At 63.0% G+C, this 18,231-nt stretch carries 16 protein-coding genes; 14 read left to right on the top strand and 2 right to left on the bottom strand.

The annotated features are described in order from the left end of the window. Positions 1 to 54: 54 nt before the first annotated feature. Together ACR52_RS00950 and ACR52_RS00945 are read right to left on the bottom strand one after the other, a co-directional pair. On the bottom strand, positions 55 to 1,392 hold the full coding sequence (locus ACR52_RS00950; RefSeq protein WP_048719467.1) for a lysine N(6)-hydroxylase/L-ornithine N(5)-oxygenase family protein: 1,338 nt from the start codon (positions 1,390 to 1,392) through the stop codon (positions 55 to 57). A 119-nt stretch (positions 1,393 to 1,511) separates the two neighbouring features. Next, entirely contained in the window at positions 1,512 to 1,994 is a 483-nt protein-coding gene (locus tag ACR52_RS00945) for a sigma-70 family RNA polymerase sigma factor (protein WP_048719465.1), read from the bottom strand. Positions 1,995 to 2,251: 257 nt separating this feature from the next. Here ACR52_RS00945 and ACR52_RS00940 point away from each other — a divergent pair, with 257 nt between their 5' ends. The 14 genes from ACR52_RS00940 to ACR52_RS00875 all read left to right on the top strand — a co-directional run bounded on the left by ACR52_RS00940 (position 2,252) and on the right by ACR52_RS00875 (position 18,210). Next, positions 2,252 to 3,421 carry an efflux RND transporter periplasmic adaptor subunit gene (locus ACR52_RS00940; protein WP_048719463.1) on the top strand — a complete coding sequence of 390 codons (1,170 nt, stop codon included), beginning with the start codon at positions 2,252 to 2,254 and terminating at the stop codon, positions 3,419 to 3,421. Between the two features lies 1 nt (position 3,422). Then, positions 3,423 to 5,396 (top strand): MacB family efflux pump subunit, encoded by a 1,974-nt coding sequence (locus tag ACR52_RS00935; RefSeq protein ID WP_048719461.1) that lies wholly within the window; start codon positions 3,423 to 3,425, stop codon positions 5,394 to 5,396. Beyond that, positions 5,389 to 6,801 (top strand): efflux transporter outer membrane subunit, encoded by a 1,413-nt coding sequence (locus tag ACR52_RS00930; RefSeq protein WP_048719459.1) that lies wholly within the window; start codon positions 5,389 to 5,391, stop codon positions 6,799 to 6,801. Before ACR52_RS00935 ends, ACR52_RS00930 begins: the two co-directional genes overlap by 8 nt. A 139-nt stretch (positions 6,802 to 6,940) precedes the next feature. Further along, positions 6,941 to 8,560 carry an alpha/beta fold hydrolase gene (locus ACR52_RS00925; RefSeq protein ID WP_082143073.1) on the top strand — a complete coding sequence of 540 codons (1,620 nt, stop codon included), beginning with the start codon at positions 6,941 to 6,943 and terminating at the stop codon, positions 8,558 to 8,560. 116 nt (positions 8,561 to 8,676) lie between these two features. Beyond that, on the top strand, positions 8,677 to 9,447 hold the full coding sequence (locus ACR52_RS00920; RefSeq protein ID WP_048719457.1) for a FadR/GntR family transcriptional regulator: 771 nt from the start codon (positions 8,677 to 8,679) through the stop codon (positions 9,445 to 9,447). 107 nt (positions 9,448 to 9,554) lie between these two features. Continuing rightward, positions 9,555 to 10,757: an ABC transporter substrate-binding protein gene (locus ACR52_RS00915; RefSeq protein ID WP_048719455.1), complete on the top strand. Its 1,203-nt coding sequence runs from the start codon at positions 9,555 to 9,557 to the stop codon at positions 10,755 to 10,757. A gap of 58 nt (positions 10,758 to 10,815) precedes the next feature. Continuing rightward, entirely contained in the window at positions 10,816 to 11,676 is an 861-nt protein-coding gene (locus tag ACR52_RS00910) for a branched-chain amino acid ABC transporter permease (RefSeq protein ID WP_048719453.1), read from the top strand. A gap of 1 nt (position 11,677) precedes the next feature. Then, entirely contained in the window at positions 11,678 to 12,688 is a 1,011-nt protein-coding gene (locus tag ACR52_RS00905) for a branched-chain amino acid ABC transporter permease (RefSeq protein WP_048719451.1), read from the top strand. Beyond that, positions 12,685 to 13,434, top strand: a complete 750-nt coding sequence (locus tag ACR52_RS00900; protein WP_010209301.1) for an ABC transporter ATP-binding protein — start codon at positions 12,685 to 12,687, stop codon at positions 13,432 to 13,434. The genes ACR52_RS00905 and ACR52_RS00900 overlap by 4 nt, the downstream gene beginning before the upstream one ends. Further along, positions 13,434 to 14,129 (top strand): ABC transporter ATP-binding protein, encoded by a 696-nt coding sequence (locus ACR52_RS00895; protein ID WP_048719438.1) that lies wholly within the window; start codon positions 13,434 to 13,436, stop codon positions 14,127 to 14,129. Before ACR52_RS00900 ends, ACR52_RS00895 begins: the two co-directional genes overlap by 1 nt. A gap of 12 nt (positions 14,130 to 14,141) precedes the next feature. Beyond that, positions 14,142 to 15,410, top strand: a complete 1,269-nt coding sequence (locus ACR52_RS00890; protein WP_048719436.1) for a Zn-dependent hydrolase — start codon at positions 14,142 to 14,144, stop codon at positions 15,408 to 15,410. Next, the gene (locus ACR52_RS00885; protein WP_048719433.1) at positions 15,407 to 16,807 is read left to right on the top strand and encodes an amidase; all 1,401 of its coding nucleotides are present in this window, start codon (positions 15,407 to 15,409) and stop codon (positions 16,805 to 16,807) included. The genes ACR52_RS00890 and ACR52_RS00885 overlap by 4 nt, the downstream gene beginning before the upstream one ends. A gap of 93 nt (positions 16,808 to 16,900) precedes the next feature. Further along, positions 16,901 to 17,176, top strand: a complete 276-nt coding sequence (locus ACR52_RS00880) for a hypothetical protein (RefSeq protein WP_048719431.1) — start codon at positions 16,901 to 16,903, stop codon at positions 17,174 to 17,176. Between the two features lie 170 nt (positions 17,177 to 17,346). Further along, the gene (locus ACR52_RS00875; RefSeq protein ID WP_048719430.1) at positions 17,347 to 18,210 is read left to right on the top strand and encodes a LysR family transcriptional regulator; all 864 of its coding nucleotides are present in this window, start codon (positions 17,347 to 17,349) and stop codon (positions 18,208 to 18,210) included. Positions 18,211 to 18,231 lie beyond the last annotated feature (21 nt).

Here is an 18,231-nt window from a genome sequence, read left to right as displayed (position 1 = left end):
TCAGAGGGCAGCTACAAGCTACAAGCTACAAGCTTGTAGCTTGAACGCAGTTCGTCAACTAGCGGTGGCGAGCAGCAGGTCCTGCACCGAGCGTGCCTGGCCACGATGCCGATCATGCTCATAGAGCGACGCCGCAATCTCATCCGCGCGAATCGGTAGCACCGACAGCAGGGTATCGCTCAAACCATGGCTGGCCTGGCTGAACCCCTGGATGTAGATACCTGCCTTGCAGCGCTCATCGGTCACGATGCGGTAGTCGCGCGCCACCTCGAAGTCACCCATATAGGCTTCCAGCGGCGCCAGCAATTCTCGGTGCATCTGGCGCTCGTAGCCGGTGGCAAGGATCACCGCGTCGTAGTGACTGACGCTGGTTTCGCCGGTGGCGTTGTTGCGCAGCGCCAGTTCGATGCCCAGCGGGCCGGCGGTGGCCTTCTCCACCACGGTCATGGTGCGGAAGGCCTGGCGGGCGATGCCGGAGACTTTCTGGCGGTAGAAGATGCCGTAGATGCGTTCGATCAGGTCCAGGTCCACCACCGAGTAGTTGGTGTTCTGGTACTCGGCGACCAGGCGTTCACGCTCGGCACCGACTTGCTGGAACACCAGGTCGGTAAACGCCGGCGAGAACACTTCGTTGACGAACGGGCTGTCATCCGCCGGCTTGAGCGCCGAACCCCGCAGGATCATGTCGACCTGCACCGATGGGAAGCTGTCATTCAGGTCGATAAAGGCTTCGGCCGCGCTCTGGCCGCCGCCGATCACCGCAATGCGCATCGCCTTGCCGTCGACACACGGCTGCTGGGCCATGCGCGCCAGGTACTGGGAATGGTGGAAAACGCGGCTATCATCCTTGAGGCCCTTGAACGCGTCGGGCACACGTGGCGTGCCGCCGGCGCTGACCACCACCGAACGCGTGGTGCGCACATGCTGCTCGCCCAGCGCATCGCGGGAGATCACGCGCAGCGCTTCAACTTGTTGCTGATGCAGGATCGGCTCGATTGCCAGCACTTCCTCGCCGTAGTTCGCCTGGCCCTGGAACTGCCCCGCGACCCAGCGCAGGTAGTCGTTGTATTCCATGCGGCACGGGTAGAAGGTGCCCAGATTGATGAAGTCCACCAGGCGGTCGTGGGCTTTCAGATAATTGACGAAGGAGTACGGGCTGGTGGGATTGCGCAGGGTCACCAGGTCCTTGAGGAAGGAAATCTGCAGTTCGCTCTGGGTCACCAGGGTATTGCCGTGCCAGCGGTAGTCGGCCTGCTTGTCGAGAAACAGCACGTCCAGTTTGCCCTGGGCCTTTTCACGCTCCTGCAGGGCGATGGCCAGCGCCAGGTTCGAAGGGCCGAAACCGATACCGATCAGGTCGTGAACCGCGGGGGACGCAATTGCCTGTGTCATTCCAGTGTCCTCTGGATAAGCCCCTTGGCGGTGGGGCGGGAATACCTTCACGACCTGAACAACAGGTCATGTGTTGATAGGAAACGAGGACAGTGAAATAAAATTTAACGGATCATTGATCAGTGGGCGTCCCACTCGCGCATCCGCACCCGGCAGTGCTTCATGGCGTTGACGATGTGTTTCTCCACCAGGCTGCGGGAAATGCTCAGGTGTTCGGCGATTTGCAGGTGGGTCAGGCCGTCGAGTTTGCGCAGCAGGAAGCTGTCGCGACAGGCGCTCGGTAACTCGGCCAGGGCGCGTTCGAGCATCTCCAGGCGCTGTGCCTGATCGTGGCTGGCGTGGGGCGAGTAGCTGGAGAATCGCTCTTCGCTGTCCAGCACGTCGAGCGGCTCGACCTGACGCAGGGCGTTGCGCCGGTGGCCGTCGATCACCAGGTTCAGCGCCGTGCGGTACAAGAAAGCGCGGGGCTGGTCGATGGGAGTGTCGCTGGAACGCTCCAGCACTCGCACATAAGCGTCATGCACCACATCTTCGGCCACCTGACGGTTGCCCAGCTTGGCGTTGAGGAAACACACCAGCTCGCGATAGTAGTTTTCCAACATGACTCCCGACCGCCCGGCGGCGGTATTAGGCCCTTGAATGTTTAATGACGACAGGCCATTCAATGATGGCAGTTTGAGTGCCTGCAATTTATAGTAATTCTCATCTACTTTTAAAGAAGTCTTGCACCAAAGGACGTTTTTTTTATTCAACAGAGCTGTATCCGCTTGTGTAACAGCCTAAATCTCCGGGCAATTCTCTCGTTTAACTGTCAGCTCCCCGCAACTGCGGCCCGAACTTTCCTGGCTGGAACCAAAGCATGAAACGCCCTCGCCCCGCTCGACGCGCCCTGCTTGTTGTCGCGTGCCTGATTCCCATCGTCGCCGTCGCCGCCTGGCAGGTGCTGCCTTCGGGCCGCGACAACCTGGCTACCGTTACCGTCACGCGCGGCAACATTGAAAACAGCGTCACCGCCCTGGGCACCCTGCAACCGCGCCGCTATGTGGATGTGGGCGCCCAGGCGTCCGGGCAGATCCGCAAGATCCACGTCGAAGCAGGCGACCAGGTGCAGGAAGGCCAACTGCTGGTCGAGATCGACCCCTCGACGCAAAAAGCCAAGCTCGACGCCAGCCGCTACGCCATCGAAAACCTCAAGGCCCAGTTGCAGGAGCAAAAGGCCCAGCACGAACTGGCCCGTCAGAAATATCAGCGCCAACAGCGCCTGGCCGCCGGCAACGCCACCCGCGAGGAAGACGTGCAAACCGCCAAGGCCGAGCTGAGCGCTACCCAGGCCCGGGTCAATATGTTTCAGGCGCAAATACTGCAGGCCCAGGCCAGCCTGCGCAGTGACGAGGCAGAGCTGGGTTACACGCGCATCTTCGCGCCGATGACCGGCACCGTGGTCGCGGTGGATGCGCGAGTCGGCCAGACCCTCAACGCCCAGCAGCAGACCCCGCTGATCCTGCGCATCGCCAAGTTGTCGCCGATGACCGTGTGGGCCGAGGTGTCGGAAGCCGACATCGGCCACGTCAAACCCGGCATGACCGCCTATTTCACCACCCTCAGCGGCGGCAACCGTCGCTGGACCAGCACCGTGCGGCAGATCCTGCCGATCCCGCCCAAGCCGTTGAACGAAACCCAAGGCAGCGGCAGCCCCAGCAGCGCGAGCAAAAGCGGCACCGGCCGCGTGGTGCTGTACACCGTGCTGCTGGACGTGGACAACACCGACAACGCCTTGATGGCCGAGATGACAACCCAGGTATTTTTCGTCGCCAGCCAGGTCAAGGATGCCCTTACGGCACCGGTCGCCGCGCTGCTGGGGACGTCGAGTGCCGACAAGCAAATCGCCCGTGTGGTCACGGATAAAGGCCGTATCGAGGAGCGCGAAGTGCGCCTGGGGATCAGCGACCGCCTGCGCGTCGAGATACTCGACGGGCTCAACGAAGGCGATCACCTGCTGATCGGCCCGGTCGACGGCAGTGGAGGTTGAGTTGACCACGCCGCTGATTGAACTCAAGAACATCCGCAAGTCCTACGGCGGCGGCGACAGCCCGCAGGTCGACGTGTTGCGCGGCATCGACCTGTCGATCCATGCCGGGGAATTTGTCGCCATCGTCGGCGCCTCGGGTTCCGGCAAATCCACGCTGATGAATATCCTCGGCTGCCTCGACCGGCCCACCGTCGGCGACTACCTGTTCGCCGGGGAAAACGTCGCGCAACTGGACAGCGACGAACTCGCCTGGCTGCGCCGTGAAGCCTTTGGTTTTGTGTTCCAGGGCTACCACCTGATTCCGTCGGGTTCGGCCCAGGAAAACGTCGAGATGCCGGCGATCTATGCCGGTATCAGCGCCGCCGAACGCCATGCCCGTGCCAACGCCTTGCTGACCCGCCTGGGCCTGGCCGAGCGCACCGGCAACCGTCCGCATCAACTGTCCGGAGGCCAACAGCAACGGGTGTCGATTGCCCGCGCACTGATGAACGGCGGCCATATCATCCTGGCCGACGAACCCACTGGTGCACTCGACAGCCACAGCGGTGCCGAGGTCATGGCGTTGCTGGACGAACTGGCGAGCCAGGGCCACGTGGTTATTCTGATCACTCACGACCGCGAAGTGGCGGCGCGGGCCAACCGCATCATCGAGATTCGCGATGGCCTGATCATCAGCGACTCCGCCGACAGTGACACCTACGTGCCGGCAACGGCCAACAGCAACGCGCTGCAAGCCGTGGACCTGCGCCAGCGCCTGGCCGACGGCGCCGAACACAACGGCGCCTGGAAGGCCGAACTGGTGGACGCAGTGCAGGCCGCGTGGCGAGTGATGTGGATCAACCGCTTTCGCACCGCGCTGACCTTGCTCGGGATCATCATCGGCGTGGCGTCGGTGGTGGTGATGCTGGCGGTGGGCGAAGGCAGCAAGCGCCAGGTCATGGCGCAGATGGGCGCGTTTGGTTCCAACATCATCTACCTGAGCGGCTCGTCGCCCAACCCGCGCACGCCGCTGGGTATCGTGACGCTCAATGATGTCGCGGCCCTGGCGGCGTTGCCTCAGGTCAAGCGCATCATGCCGGTCAATGGCAGCGACGCCGGGGTGCGCTTCGGCAACCAGGACTACCTGGCCTATGTGGGCGGCAACGACGTCAACTTCCCGGAAATTTTCAACTGGCCGGTGGTCGAGGGCAGCTACTTCACCGAGGCCGACGAGCGCGCCGGCGCCACGGTTGCGGTGATCGGCCATCGCATCCGCGAGAAACTGTTCAAGGGCCTGGGCAGCCCGATCGGCCAGTACATCCTGATCGAAAACGTGCCCTTCCAGGTCATCGGGGTGCTGGCGGAAAAAGGCTCAAGCTCCGGCAACAAAGACAGCGACGACCGCGTCGCCATCCCCTACACCGCTGCCAGCGTGCGCCTGTTCGGCACCTACAACCCCGAATACGTGGCGATTGCCGCCGCCGATGCACGCAAGGTGCATGAGGCCGAAGTGGCCATCGACCAGTTAATGCTGCGTCTGCATAACGGCAAGCGTGACTACCAGCTCACCAATAACGCCGCGATGATCCAGGCCGAGGCCCGCACGCAAAACACCCTGTCGCTGATGCTCGGCTCGATTGCCGCGATTTCCCTGCTGGTGGGCGGCATTGGCGTGATGAACATCATGTTGATGACCGTGCGCGAACGCACCCGCGAAATCGGCATCCGCATGGCCACCGGCGCACGCCAGCGCGACATCCTGCGCCAGTTCCTCACCGAGGCGGTGATGCTCTCGGTGGTCGGTGGCCTGTGCGGTATCGCCCTGGCGCTACTGGTGGGCGGCGTGCTGGTGCTGGTCAAGGTCGCGGTGCAATTTTCCCTGGTGGCGGTGCTCGGCGCGTTTGGCTGTGCGCTGGTCACCGGCGTCGTATTCGGCTTTATGCCGGCCCGTAAAGCTGCCCGGCTCGATCCGGTTAAGGCATTGACCAGTGAATAAACGCGCCCTCACCCCGCACCTGTCGGTGCTCAGCCTGTGCCTGTTGCTCAACGCCTGCGCCGGCAACTCGCCCACCGTCGACAGCGGTATCGCACCGCCCGCCGCCTGGCAATTTGCCGAACGTAAAGCGGCCCAAGCCACCAACCAGCAGTGGTGGACGCAATTCGGCAGCCCGCAACTCAATCGCCTGATCGACCAGGCCCGCCGTGACAGTTTCGACGTGGCCGCCGCCATGGCCCGCGTCCGCCAGGCCCAGGCGACGGCGGTGATTGCCGGGGCGCCGCTGTTGCCGGAGGTGAAACTCAACCTCACCACCAGCCACCAGAAGTTGCTGCGCGGCAACGGTGGCCCGGACCTGGATGCGTCGCAAAGCGATGACGCCGTCAGCAACTTCGGCGCCAATTTCACCGCCAGTTATGAAGTGGATTTCTGGGGCGGCCGCGCCGCCGCACGCGACAGCGCACTCTACAGCCTGCGCGCCAGTGAATCCGACCAGGCCACCGTGGAACTGACCCTGCTCGGCAACGTCGCCGACCGTTATGCGCAAACCCTCGCCGCACGCCAGCGCCAGCAGATCGCCGAGCTGAACCTGGCCAATGCGCGCAACGTGCTCAGCCTGGTGCAGACCCGCTACGACGCCGGCTCCGCCACGGCACTGGAACTGGCCCAGCAGAAAAGCCTGGTAGCCAGCCAGCAACGGCAATTGCCGCTGATTCAACAACTGGCCGAAGACTCGAGAATCACCCTCGCCGCCCTCCTCGGCCAACCGGTGCAGGCCCTGGACCTGGGCGCGGAGCCGTTCCAGGCGCTGACCTGGCCAAGTATCGGCGCGGGTGTGCCCAGCCAACTGCTGAGCCGTCGCCCCGATCTCGCCAAGGCCGAAGCCGAGCTGGCGGCGGCGCAAGCCGATGTCACGGTCGCCCGGGCGGCCATGCTGCCCGCCGTGACCCTCGGCGCCACCCTCGGCTCCGACGCGTACAAGGCGGCAGAGCTGCTGCGCAGCCCCTACTACACACTGACGGCAGGCCTTGTAGGACCGATCTTCAACAACGGCCGCCTAAGCGCCGAGCGCGACAAAGCCCGCGCACGCCAGGACGAACTGCTGCAAACCTATCGCGGCGCAATCATCAACGGCTTTGCCGATGTGGAGAAGTCGCTCAGCAGCATCACGCGTCTCGACCAGCAGCGCCAATGGCAAACCGAAGAACTGCAACACGCGCAGACGGCGTTCCAGATCGCTGAAAGCCGCTACCAGGCCGGCGCCGAGGACTTGCTGACGGTTCTCGAAACCCAACGCACCCTGTACGCCGCCCAGGACTTGAACGTGCAGTTGCGACTGTCGCGCCTGCAAGCCAGCATTGCGTTGTACAAGGCGTTGGGTGGCGGCTGGAAATCCGACATCTGATAAACGAAAGTCGTGTTTCGTACATAAGCTGTTTTTTCTTCCTACATTAATCGTCTAGCGGTCCTTGGTAAAAAAGTCGCCTCGAAACAGATGCCACAACAGTGGCTTCTGTTCCCCACACGACTGACCAGGACCGCAGATGAAATCCCTTCCAGCTGCAAGCGTTACGGCCGTCCATTGCCTGATGCTGCTAGCCGCCCTCGCACCCGCCGCCGGCCATTCTGCAACGCAACCTTCACCCTTCGGCATCGAATGGTTCCTTGATTGCCCACAGCCCGCACTCGAACTCCTGGACCCGGAAGTTATCGAGCGTACCCAATGCGGCATCGTCACCGCGCCCCTTGACCACGCCGCCCCTGAGCGTGGCAGCATCAGCTTCGACATCACGCGCGTCGGCGCCAAACACCCCCTTGCACGCCAGGGCGCGCTGTTCACTAACCCGGGCGGCCCGGGGCTCGATGCCGGTGGAGCGTTCGCGGTGCACCTGGCAACCGTGTGGAAGCATTACGCCCGGCAACCCGACTGGGGCAACACTTACCGCGAGCTGGCCGATACCTATGACGTGGTCGAAGTCACCCCGCGAGGCCTGGGCAGCCCGCAGGGGTCGCGCCTGGAGTGCCAGTCCGAAGGCAAGATCGTGCCGCAAGGGGACGTCAGCGAAGACCGCAGCGAGGCCAACCTGGCCGCCGTGCGCCACAACGCGCGGCTGATCGCCCAAGCCTGCGCCAGTCATCCGCTCACGCCCTACATCACCACCGAGCAGACAGCCCGCGACCTGGAATTTGTTCGCAAGCAACTGGGCGAGCTGCGCTTCAACTATCTGGGCAACGCTTATGGCACCTGGCTCGGCGCCTGGTATGGCGGCCTGTACCCGGCGCATGTCGGGCGCATGGTGCTGGATTCGAACATCAACTGGACATCCACCTTCGAGCACGCCAGCTTCATTGTGGCCGGCGAAAAAGAGAAGATTTTCGAACGCTTCGTGGCCAACCACGCCGCCCTTGATCCCGGCGTCTATCAACTGGGCGACAGCCCTGCCGCCGTGCGGCGGCTGTTCATGGAGCTGCTGCCCAGCGTGCGCACCGCGTTACGCTCCAGCAATCGCTACTACAGCGACCCCGCCGCACTGATGAGCGCCCACCTGCTCAGTCGCTGGCTGCGAGAGTCCCCCGACAGCGATGACTTGACGCTTGAGGCACGTGCCCGCGCGTATACATTCAGCCCGAACCGTGAAATCGAATACCGCGCCAAGTCGATGTTCAGCCTGCTGTTGCAGCGCGTGCGCGAACCGTTACAGGCCAATGTGCCCAAGCCTGGGCCCTTGCGCATGTCCGCCGCCGACTCGGTGAAAACCGCGATCCTGTGCAACGACTCGGTCTACTCCAGCGAAGACCAGTGGGCACAGAAAGAATCCGAATCGCTCGCCAAATACCCCGTCGCCGGCAGTGCCCTTGAAGCCCGCCAGTGCACCACGTGGCCACGCAAAATCGCAAACCCGCTCCCCCACAAGGCCTTGGCCGAGCTCGACAGTTTGTTGATGGTGCAAGCCGAATTCGACGACCAGACGCCGGCTACCGGCGCCGCCTGGGCCTTCGAGCGCACGTTCCCGGCGAGCCGCGTGCAGCTCAAGGATGCTTATGTGCACGGTGTTTCGTTCAGCGGGGTGAGTGCCTGCGTGAATCGGTGGGTGGGTGATTACCTGATGTACGGGACCAAGCCACCGCGCTCGACCGTGTGCACCGATGCCAGCGTGCAATGAGTCGCCTGGGCATTCGTTTGCGACCCATCCATACCAAAAGCGACACACCGCGTTGACGCCCCGGACCAATCGTTATTAAGTGCTATTTATCCGCATTAATACGATAAATCGAAACCATGCTGACTCGACCGCTGCGACGCAAACGCCAGAAGCTCTCCGATGTGATTGTCGAATCGGTCAAGCGCTCCATCGTCACCGATGCCTTGAAGCCCGGCGACCGCCTGCCCACCGAGCGTGAGCTGATGGAAAGCTTCCAGTGCTCCAAGGGCTCGGCCCGTGAAGCGCTCAAGGCCCTGGAGGTCGAAGGCCTGGTGAATACGCGCACCGGCCCCAGTGGCGGCGCGTACCTGAACCAGGCGGGTACCGAACCGGCCAGCCGCGCATTGCGCAATTACCTGCACTTCCAGCATCTGGATGGCGAGCAGGTGTACCAGTTGCGCAAGGTTATTGAAGTGGAGCTGGCGGTGTCGGTACTCGGCCGGTTGACCGAAGACGACTACCAGGCCCTGCAGGACAACGTGGATTTTTGCAGCGCACCGGAAGACAGCGAGGCCGGTCAACGTGAGCAGCGCCTGGCGGAACTGGAGTTTCACAACCTGCTGGCCAAGGCCTGCCCCAACCCGTTGCTGAGTTTCATGGCGCAGTTTCTCAACGACTTGCTGCGCGACCTGGTGGTGCTGAAAAAGGCCTACAAACCCAAGCGCAAGCAGTTCGATGCGGCCAACCTCGACTATCACAAACAGCTGCTGAACGCCTTTCGCGCCGGGGATGAAAGCGCCGTACGCAGTTTGATGCATGAACACATGTGCGACGCCGAACACCACATGACCGCCCTTGAAGGCCAGGTCAGCCCGCACTTTTTGCTGGAATTCGATCACCACCACTGACCCCTGCGAGGGCAGCGTTCATCTCAATAAAAAGGCCTGCCCACAGGCCCTGCTCCACCGTATCGCCATTGCTACTCCTGCCAATAACTAAACCAGGGAGTCACCCCATGCAGCGTCGTACGTTGTTGAAAGCCAGCCTCACCGCAGCCGCCGCCCTCAGCCTTCCGCTGAGCGTGCGTTCTGCGTTCGCCGCCGAGCCCTTTACCTTTTACGGCCTCAAGTCCATGTCTGGCGCGTTTGCCAGCTATGGCAAGTTTGCCGACATGGGTTCGCGCCTGGCAGTGGAACAGCATCCCGACATACTTGGCCGCCCACTGAACTACAAGGTCATCGACACCGAAGGCAACGCCGGCAAGGCCGTGCGCAAAGTCCAGGAAGCGATCCAGCAGGACGGAGCACGGTTCTTCCAGGGCTGCACGCTGTCCTCATCCGCGCTGGCAGTGGCCAAGGAAGTGGACAAGGCCGGTGGCGTGTTCATGACCCCGGTGGGCGCCGATGAAGTCACTGGCAAGGACTGCAACCGCGCGACTTTCCGCTGGTCGGTGCCCACCTACGGCGCGATCCGCGAAACTATCGTGCCGCTGATCAAGCTGCTACCGGACGCCAAGCGCTGGTACACCATCACGCCGCAATACGTGTTCGGTGAAGCCTTGCTGGAAGGCGCCAAAAATGTGCTCAAGGAACACGGCCTGGAACATGTCGGCAACAGCTACCATTCGCTGCAGGAACAGGAATTCTCCGGATACCTGACCAACGCGATCTCCACCAAACCCGACGTGCTGGTGCTGCTCAACTTCGGCAGCCAGTCGTCCAACACCCTGCGCCAGGCGGTGAACTTCGGCATCAAGGAGCGCATGAAAGTGCTGCTGGTGTGGTCCGCCGGCCTCGATCAGTTCCAGGAACTGGGCAGCGATATCCTCGAAGGCGTGTACCTCGGCGCGCAGTACTGGCACCAGGTCGACACCCCGCTCAACCGTGAACTCGTCAAGCTGACCCAGGCCAAGTACGGCATCAACCCTACCTACCCGCTGGCTGCCGATTACATCAGCACCAAGGTCATGCTCGACACCATCATTTCCACCGGTAGCTTCGACGGGCCGACCGTGGCCAAGGCCATGCAGGGCCTGAGTTTCGAAGGCCCCACCGGCAAGGAATCGATCCGCGCCGGCGACCATCAGGTGATCAAGGACTACTACCTGCTGATCGGTAAAGCCGCCGCAGACATGGCCGACAAGGACGACCTCGCCAAAGTGCTCAGCGCCGGCCAATCGTTCCCGTCGGTGGACGCCACGGGCTGCACGCTCGCCTGACCCCCTGACTATTTGCACCGCAGGGCTGCGCGAGCAGCTTCCTGCCGAGGGTTCCTGCATGCTTAATCTTTACCTGTTCCAGATCCTCAACGGCCTGGGGTTGGGGATGATTTACTTCCTGATCGCGGTCGGGTTGACGATCATTTTCGGCCTGCTCAACTTCGTCAACTTTGCCCACGGCGCGTTCTTTCTGCTGGGCGCCTACATCTGCTACACCGCCGTGAGCCTCACCGGTAACTTCTGGCTGGCGCTGCTGATCGCGCCGCTGGTGGTGGCCGCCCTGGCGTGGGTGATTGAGCGGTTGTTGATCCAGCGGATTTATCACTTGCCGCACATGTTCCAGATTCTGGTCACGCTGGGCATCGCGCTGATCATCCAGGAAGCCAGCGTGATGATCTGGGGGCCGGTGGGCAAAAGTGTCGCCGTGCCGGAACTGCTGCGCGGGGTGCAGGTGGTGGGTGATTTCGTCTACCCCTACTACCGCCTGTTCCTTATCGTTTTCTCCGGGCTAGTGGGCCTGGGCCTGTGGCTGTTGCTGGAACGCACGCGCTTCGGCGCTCTGGTGCGCGCCGGCAGCGAAAGCACCGAAACCGTATCGCTGCTGGGCACGAATATTTTTCGCCTGTTCTCCATGACCTTCGCCCTCGGCGTGGGCCTGGCCGGCATGGCCGGCGTGCTGTTCGCGCCGTTGCGCGGCGCACAACCCTTTGTCGGCCCGGAAATCCTCGGCATCGCCTTTGTTGTCGTGGTGATCGGCGGCATGGGCTCTTTCAGCGGCGCGCTGGTCGGCGGTTTGCTGGTGGGCGTGGTGCAAAGCCTGATGACCACACTCTGGCCCCAGGGTGCGAGCCTGATGATCTACGGCGCGATGGCCGTGGTGATTCTGGTACGCCCCTACGGCCTGTTCGGGAGAGCCTGACATGAGCGAGAAAAATCCCCTGCCGTTTGCCAAGACCCAATCGCGCGCAATGCTGCTGTGGGTGCTGGCGGTACTGATCGGCCTGCCGTTGATCCTGCCGTCGGCGACCCTGGCCACCGAAATCCTGATCTTTGCCATGGCCGCCCTGGCTTGCAACCTGCTGCTGGGCTACACCGGGCTGTTGTCATTCGGCCAAGGCATCTTCTTTGGTGCTGGCGCGTACTGCGCGGCGCTGCTGATGATCCACCTGCAAATGGGCTTGTTCACGGCTCTGTTGGGCGCTGCGATTGCCGGCGGTTTCCTCGCGTTGCTGGTGGGTGCACTGGCGATCCGTCGCACCGGCATTTACTTCGTGATGCTGACGCTCGCGTTCAGCCAGATGGCGTACTTCGTCGCCTACACCTTGAGCGGCTGGACCGGCGGCGACAACGGCCTGCTCAGCGTACCGCGGCCGGAAATCCGTATCGGTGACACGGTGCTGTTGTCGCTGGCCGACGCCCGTGCGTTCTACGGTTTTGTCGCGGTACTGTTCCTGCTGATCTTCATCGGCGCACGCCGGGTGATCGCCTCACCCTTCGGCAGCACGCTGATGGCGATCCGCGAAAACGAAACCCGCGCCTCGGCCATCGGCTACGACACGCGCCACTTCAAGATCCTGGTGTTTGTGCTGTCCGGCGCAGTCACCGGCATCGCCGGCGCGCTGTATGCCATGCTGCTGCACTTTGTGCCGCTGTCGAATATCGACCTGGCAATGTCCGAGAACATCCTGATCATGACCATCGTCGGCGGCACCGGCTCGCTGTTCGGTTCGCTGCTGGGCGCCGGCTCCATCGTGCTGCTGGGGGATTTTCTTTCGGACCTGTGGCCGCGCTGGCTGATGCTGCTGGGGGTGATCCTGATCCTGGTGGTGATCTTCATGCGCGGTGGTTTGTGGGGCGGCCTGGCGTCGCTGTTCGAGAAAGTAAGCGCAAGCCGCAAAGCCACCGTCGTCGCCAAGGAGGAAGGGCTATGAGCATCCTGCTGGAAACCAAAGACCTGGAACTGGCCTACGGCGCGTTCCATGCGGTGAACGGCGTCAACCTTAAGGTCGAAGCCGGCACCATTCACACCATCATCGGCCCCAACGGCGCGGGCAAGACCAGCCTGTTTCACTGCCTCACGGGTGAACGCCAGGCCACCGCCGGGGCGATTCATTTCGACGGCAAGAACCTGATGCGCAAACCGGCCCACGGCCGCGTCGGCCTGGGCATGGCGCGTTCGTTCCAGCTCACCAGCCTGTTCCAGAACCTCAGCGTGCGCGAAAACCTGCGCCTGGCCGCCCAAGGCCGCGACGGTGCGCGTGCCCTGAACTTCTGGCGCCGCGTGGACAGCAAGCGCGAACACCTGGAGATGGCCGACCAGGTGCTCGAACGCCTGCAACTCACCGCCCGCGCCGACACCCTGGCCGGCGAGTTGTCCCACGGCCAGCAACGGGTGTTGGAGGTGGGCATGTCGATCTGTTCCAAACCCAAACTGTTGATGCTCGACGAGCCCACTTCGGGCATGGGCATCGATGACATCCCGATCATGACCCAACTGATCAGCGACCTCGGCCGCGACCACACGGTGCTGCTGATCGAACACAACATGAGCATCGTCATGTCCATCAGCCAACGCATCACCGTGATGAGCCACGGACAGATCCTGGTGGAAGGCACGCCAGAATTCGTGCGCGCCGATGAACGTGTGCGCACCGCATATCTGGGGGAGGCTGCCTGATGCTGATCGTCGAGAATATCCATTCCTACTACGACAAAAGCCACGTGCTTGAAGGCGTGTCGCTGACCGTCAACCCCGGCGAACTGGTGACCCTGCTCGGCCGCAACGGCGCCGGCAAGACCACCACGTTGCGCAGCATCCTCGGGATTATCTGCCCGCGCCAGGGCCAGATTCACTTCAACGGCCAGGCGCTGGTCGGCCAGAAGATCTTTGAAATCGCCCGTCAGGGTCTCGCGCTGGTGCCGGAGAACCGCGGCATTTTCCGCCTGCTCACCGTCGAGGAAAACCTGCGCATTGCCGCGCGCAAGACCAGCCGCTGGCAGCTCGAAGACGTGTACGGCATGTTCCCGCGCCTCAAGGAGCGCCGCAAAAATGCCGGCCACGCGTTGTCCGGCGGCGAGCAACAGATGCTCGCCATCGCCCGCGCCCTGCTCAACGACCCCAAGCTGCTAATCCTCGACGAACCCACCGAAGGCCTGGCCCCGGTGATCGTCGACGAACTGGTGAAGATCCTGCGCAAGGTCAAGGACGACGGCCTGCCGGTGCTGCTGGTGGAGCAGAACCTGATGGTCTGCGACAAGCTCGCCGACCGCCACTACGTGCTCGAACAAGGCCGCGTGGTGTACGAAGGCAGCGCCGCCGCCTTCCGTGCCGACCCGACGATCAAGAACCGCTACCTGGCCCTGAGTGCCTGACGGAGATTGAAGATGAATAGTTTTGCCCAACCGCTCAAGAGCAACGCGCCGCTGATCAACCGCGACCGTCTGTGGCAATCGCTGATGGACCTGGCCCAACTCGGCGCCACCGTCAAAGGCGGCGTATGCCGCCTGGCGCTCACCGACCTCGACCGCCAGGCCCGCGACCTGTTTGTGCAGTGGTGCGAGGCGGCCGGATGCAGCGTCAGCGTCGACGCCATCGGCAATATTTTCGCGCGCCGCGCCGGCCGTAATCCCGCCCTGCCCCCGGTGATGACCGGCAGCCATATCGACACCCAACCCACCGGCGGCAAGTTCGACGGCTGCTTCGGCGTGATGGCCGGCCTGGAAGTGATCCGTACCCTGAACGACCTGAACATCGAAACCGACGCGCCGATTGAAGTGGTGGTGTGGACCAACGAAGAAGGCTCGCGTTTTCCGCCGTGCATGATGGGTTCCGGGGTATTTGCCGGTAAGTTCGATTTGCACGACACCCTCGACAAGCTCGACGATCAAGGCCTGTCGGTGGGCGCCGAATTGCAGCGCATCGGCTATGCCGGTTCCCGTGCGGTGCTCGGTCACCCGGTTGGCGCCTATTTCGAGGCGCATATCGAGCAAGGCCCGGTACTGGAAGACCAGGCCACCACCATTGGCGTGGTGATGGGCTGCCTCGGCCAGAAGTGGTTCGACCTGACCTTGACCGGCGTCGAAGCCCACGCCGGCCCGACGCCGATGCACCTGCGCAAGGACGCCCTGGTGGGCGCCGCCGAGGTGGTCAGCGCGGTCAACCGCATCGCCCATCAGCAACAACCTCACGCCTGCGGCACCGTTGGTTGCCTGAGCCTGCACCCCGGCTCGCGTAACGTGATCCCAGGCCAAGTGCACATGACAATCGACCTGCGCCACCTGCATGCCGACACGCTGCAAGCCATGGTCGATGAAGTGCGCGGCGTGATCGAAAGCACCGCTGCCAGACACGGTTTGACGTTTGAGCTGACCCCTACCGCCGACTTCCCGCCGCTGGACTTCAACCCGGCCTGCGTCAACGCCGTACGCGACGCCGCCAGTGCCCTGGGTTTGAGCCATATGGACATTGTCAGCGGCGCCGGGCATGACGCGATTTTCGTCGCCGAACTCGGCCCGGCCGGGATGATCTTCGTACCGTGTGAAGGCGGTATCAGCCACAACGAAATCGAAAACGCAGCGCCGGAGGACCTGGCCGCAGGCTGCGCGGTATTGCTGCGCGCCATGGTCAACGCGGCCCAGGGGGATCAGGCATGAGCGAAATCGCTGAGTTGACGGCAGTCCAATTGCTTGCGCATTACCGGGACAAAACCTTGTCACCGGTGGAAGTCACCGAAGACGTGCTGCTGCGTATCGAGCGTTACAACCCGGTGGTCAACGCTTACTGCCATGTCGACCCGGAGGGCGCGTTGAAGGCCGCGCGGGCGTCCGAAGAACGCTGGTTAAAGGGTGAACCGTGCGGTGCTCTGGACGGTGTGCCCTCCTCGATCAAAGACCTGACGCTCACCATCGGCATGCCCACCCGCAAAGGTTCGCGCACCTCATCGGCCGAGGGCCCGTGGGACGTGGACGCACCCTTCTCGGCCTTGATGCGCAAGGCCGGCGCGGTGCTGCTGGGCAAGACCACCACACCGGAATTCGGCTGGAAAGGCGTCACCGACAACCCGCTGTACGGCATTACACGCAACCCGTGGGACACCCGCACGACGGCGGGCGGCTCATCCGGCGGGGCGGGTGCGGCGGCGGCGTTGAACCTGGGCGTGCTGCACCAGGGCAGCGACGCGGGCGGTTCGATCCGGATTCCCTGTGCGTTTACCGGTACGTTCGGGGTCAAGCCGACCTTCGGTTACGTGCCGCAGTGGCCGGCGAGTTCCATGACGATTCTGTCGCACCTGGGGCCGATGACCCGCACCGTGGAAGACAGCGTGCTGATGCTGCAAGCCGTCGCACAGCCGGATGCGCGGGATGGCTTGATCGGTGCGCCGAGGACCACGCCATGGCTCAGTGAGGCTACAGATTTGAAGGGCTTGCGTATTGCCTACAGCCCCACGTTTGGCTATGTGGATGTCGATCCGCAAGTAGCCAAAGTGGTCGCCCAGGCGGTTCGAGGCCTGGAGCAGTTGGGCACCCATGTCGAACAGATCGACCCGGGCTTCAGCGATCCGCTGGAGCTGTTCAGCACCTTGTGGGCGGCCGGTGCCGCACGCCTGACCGGCTCGATGAGCGCGGCGCAAAAGCAACTGCTGGACCCCGGCCTGCTGCGTATTGCACAACGGGGCGAGCGGTTGAGCCTGGATGATTTCAACGCCGCTCTCGAAGCCCGCGCGGCACTGGTCGCGCGCATGGCCGCGTTCCATAAGCATTACGATGTGCTGGTGTCGCCGATGATGCCAATCACCGCATTCGACGCAGGGCATGACGTGCCACCGGGTTCCGGCCTGCAGGAATGGACGCAGTGGACGCCGTTCACCTACCCCTTCAACCTGACCCAACAACCGGCGGCATCGGTGCCGTGCGGGCTGGCGGCGAATGGCTTGCCGGTGGGGTTGCATGTGGTGGGCGCGCGGTTTGCTGATGAGCAGGTTTTGCGGGTATGTCAGGTGTATGCAAAAGCGTTTCCCACCGAGCACCTTGAAGCACCGCGCGTGCTCTAAACCGCTGTTTTCGACCGGGGATTGCCGTGTGCATCTCCGGTCGTTGATGGCCTATAATTCGCGCCTCTTTTTTTGTTGCCCGGATTATTCCAGATGCAATTCACAAGGACTGTTCTGACGAGCGCAGTGCTCGCCCTCCTGCCCGCCATGGCCTATGGCACCTCGCTGGACCTGACCTACACAGCCCCGCCGTCGGAGGCTGTGCACGTCGATTCAACGCCCCAGGCCAAGCCACTGTTCCACCTCCAAAGCCTGCCGCCGCTGACGCTGGAACACCGCTGCGAGGGCCCGGAGTGCCAATACGAAATTGATATCGACAAGCGGCACGAAGACCAGACGACGAGGCGTTGGTCTGTTGGTTTTCAGTAGTTCAGTTTGATGGACGTGATTGGCTGGCGTCTGCGGGATCAGGTTTTACCTGACATGCAGGCTTGATACACCGCTATCGCCGGCAAGAACCTGGCCCCCCCGACGCCTACAGCGGTTCGCATTCCAGGCCCCTGCCTCTACAATGCCCCCCATTCATCCCCGGGGGCTTCATGGACATCGAACTGGCACGCACCTTCCTCGAAATCACCCGCTGCGGCAGCCTGGCCGCGGCGGCCGAGAAACTGCACGTCACCCAGACCGCTATCACCGCACGCGTTAAAAACCTCGAAAGCCAGCTGGGCAGTACGCTGTTTGTTCGCAACCGCGCCGGTGCGCGCCTGACCGCCGATGGCGAAGCCTTTGTGGTGTACGCCAACCAGTTGCTGCAAACCTGGGAAGCCGCGCGGCGTGACCTGCCGTTGCCTGATGGTCATCGCAATGTGCTGCATATCGGCGGTGAGGTCAGCCTGTGCAACCCGCTGATGCTGGGTTGGGCCCAGGCCTTGCGTGAACACATTCCCGGCTATGCGCTACGTACTGAAGTGCGTGAGGGCGAATACCTGCTGCGTCAGCTGGAACTGGGCGTGCTCGATGCCGCCCTGGTGTTTCAGCCGCAGTACTGGCCGGGGTTGCAGGTGGAACAGGTGCTGGAAGAAAAACTGATCCTGGTGCAGTTGGTCAGCAAGCCGGACCCGTACGTCTATATCGACTGGGGCCCGGGGTTTCGCCAGCAGCACGATGCTGCCCTGCCCGACCGGGCCCGCGCCGCGTTGAGTTTCAACCTGGGGCCGCTGGCGTTGCAGTACATCCTGGAGAATGGCGGCGCGGGGTACTTTCGCACACGGGTAGTACAGAGCTACCTCGACAGCGGCGTGATGCAGCGCGTGCCCAAGGCGCCGGAGTTCAGTTTCCCGACGTACCTGGTGTATTCGCGCGCGCGGGATTCGGCGGTATTGCAGCAGGCGCTGGGGTTGTTGCGGGAGGTGGTCAAGGCGGAAAGTGACTGGTCGCAACGCTGGGACCCACTGATTTGAAGCCCCCTACGCCTGCGCGCA

This window comes from Pseudomonas fildesensis (genome assembly GCF_001050345.1).
GTDB lineage: Bacteria > Pseudomonadota > Gammaproteobacteria > Pseudomonadales > Pseudomonadaceae > Aquipseudomonas > Aquipseudomonas fildesensis.
Note: the sequence above shows the minus strand (reverse complement) of the source record. Positions and strands in the feature narration are given on the sequence as shown.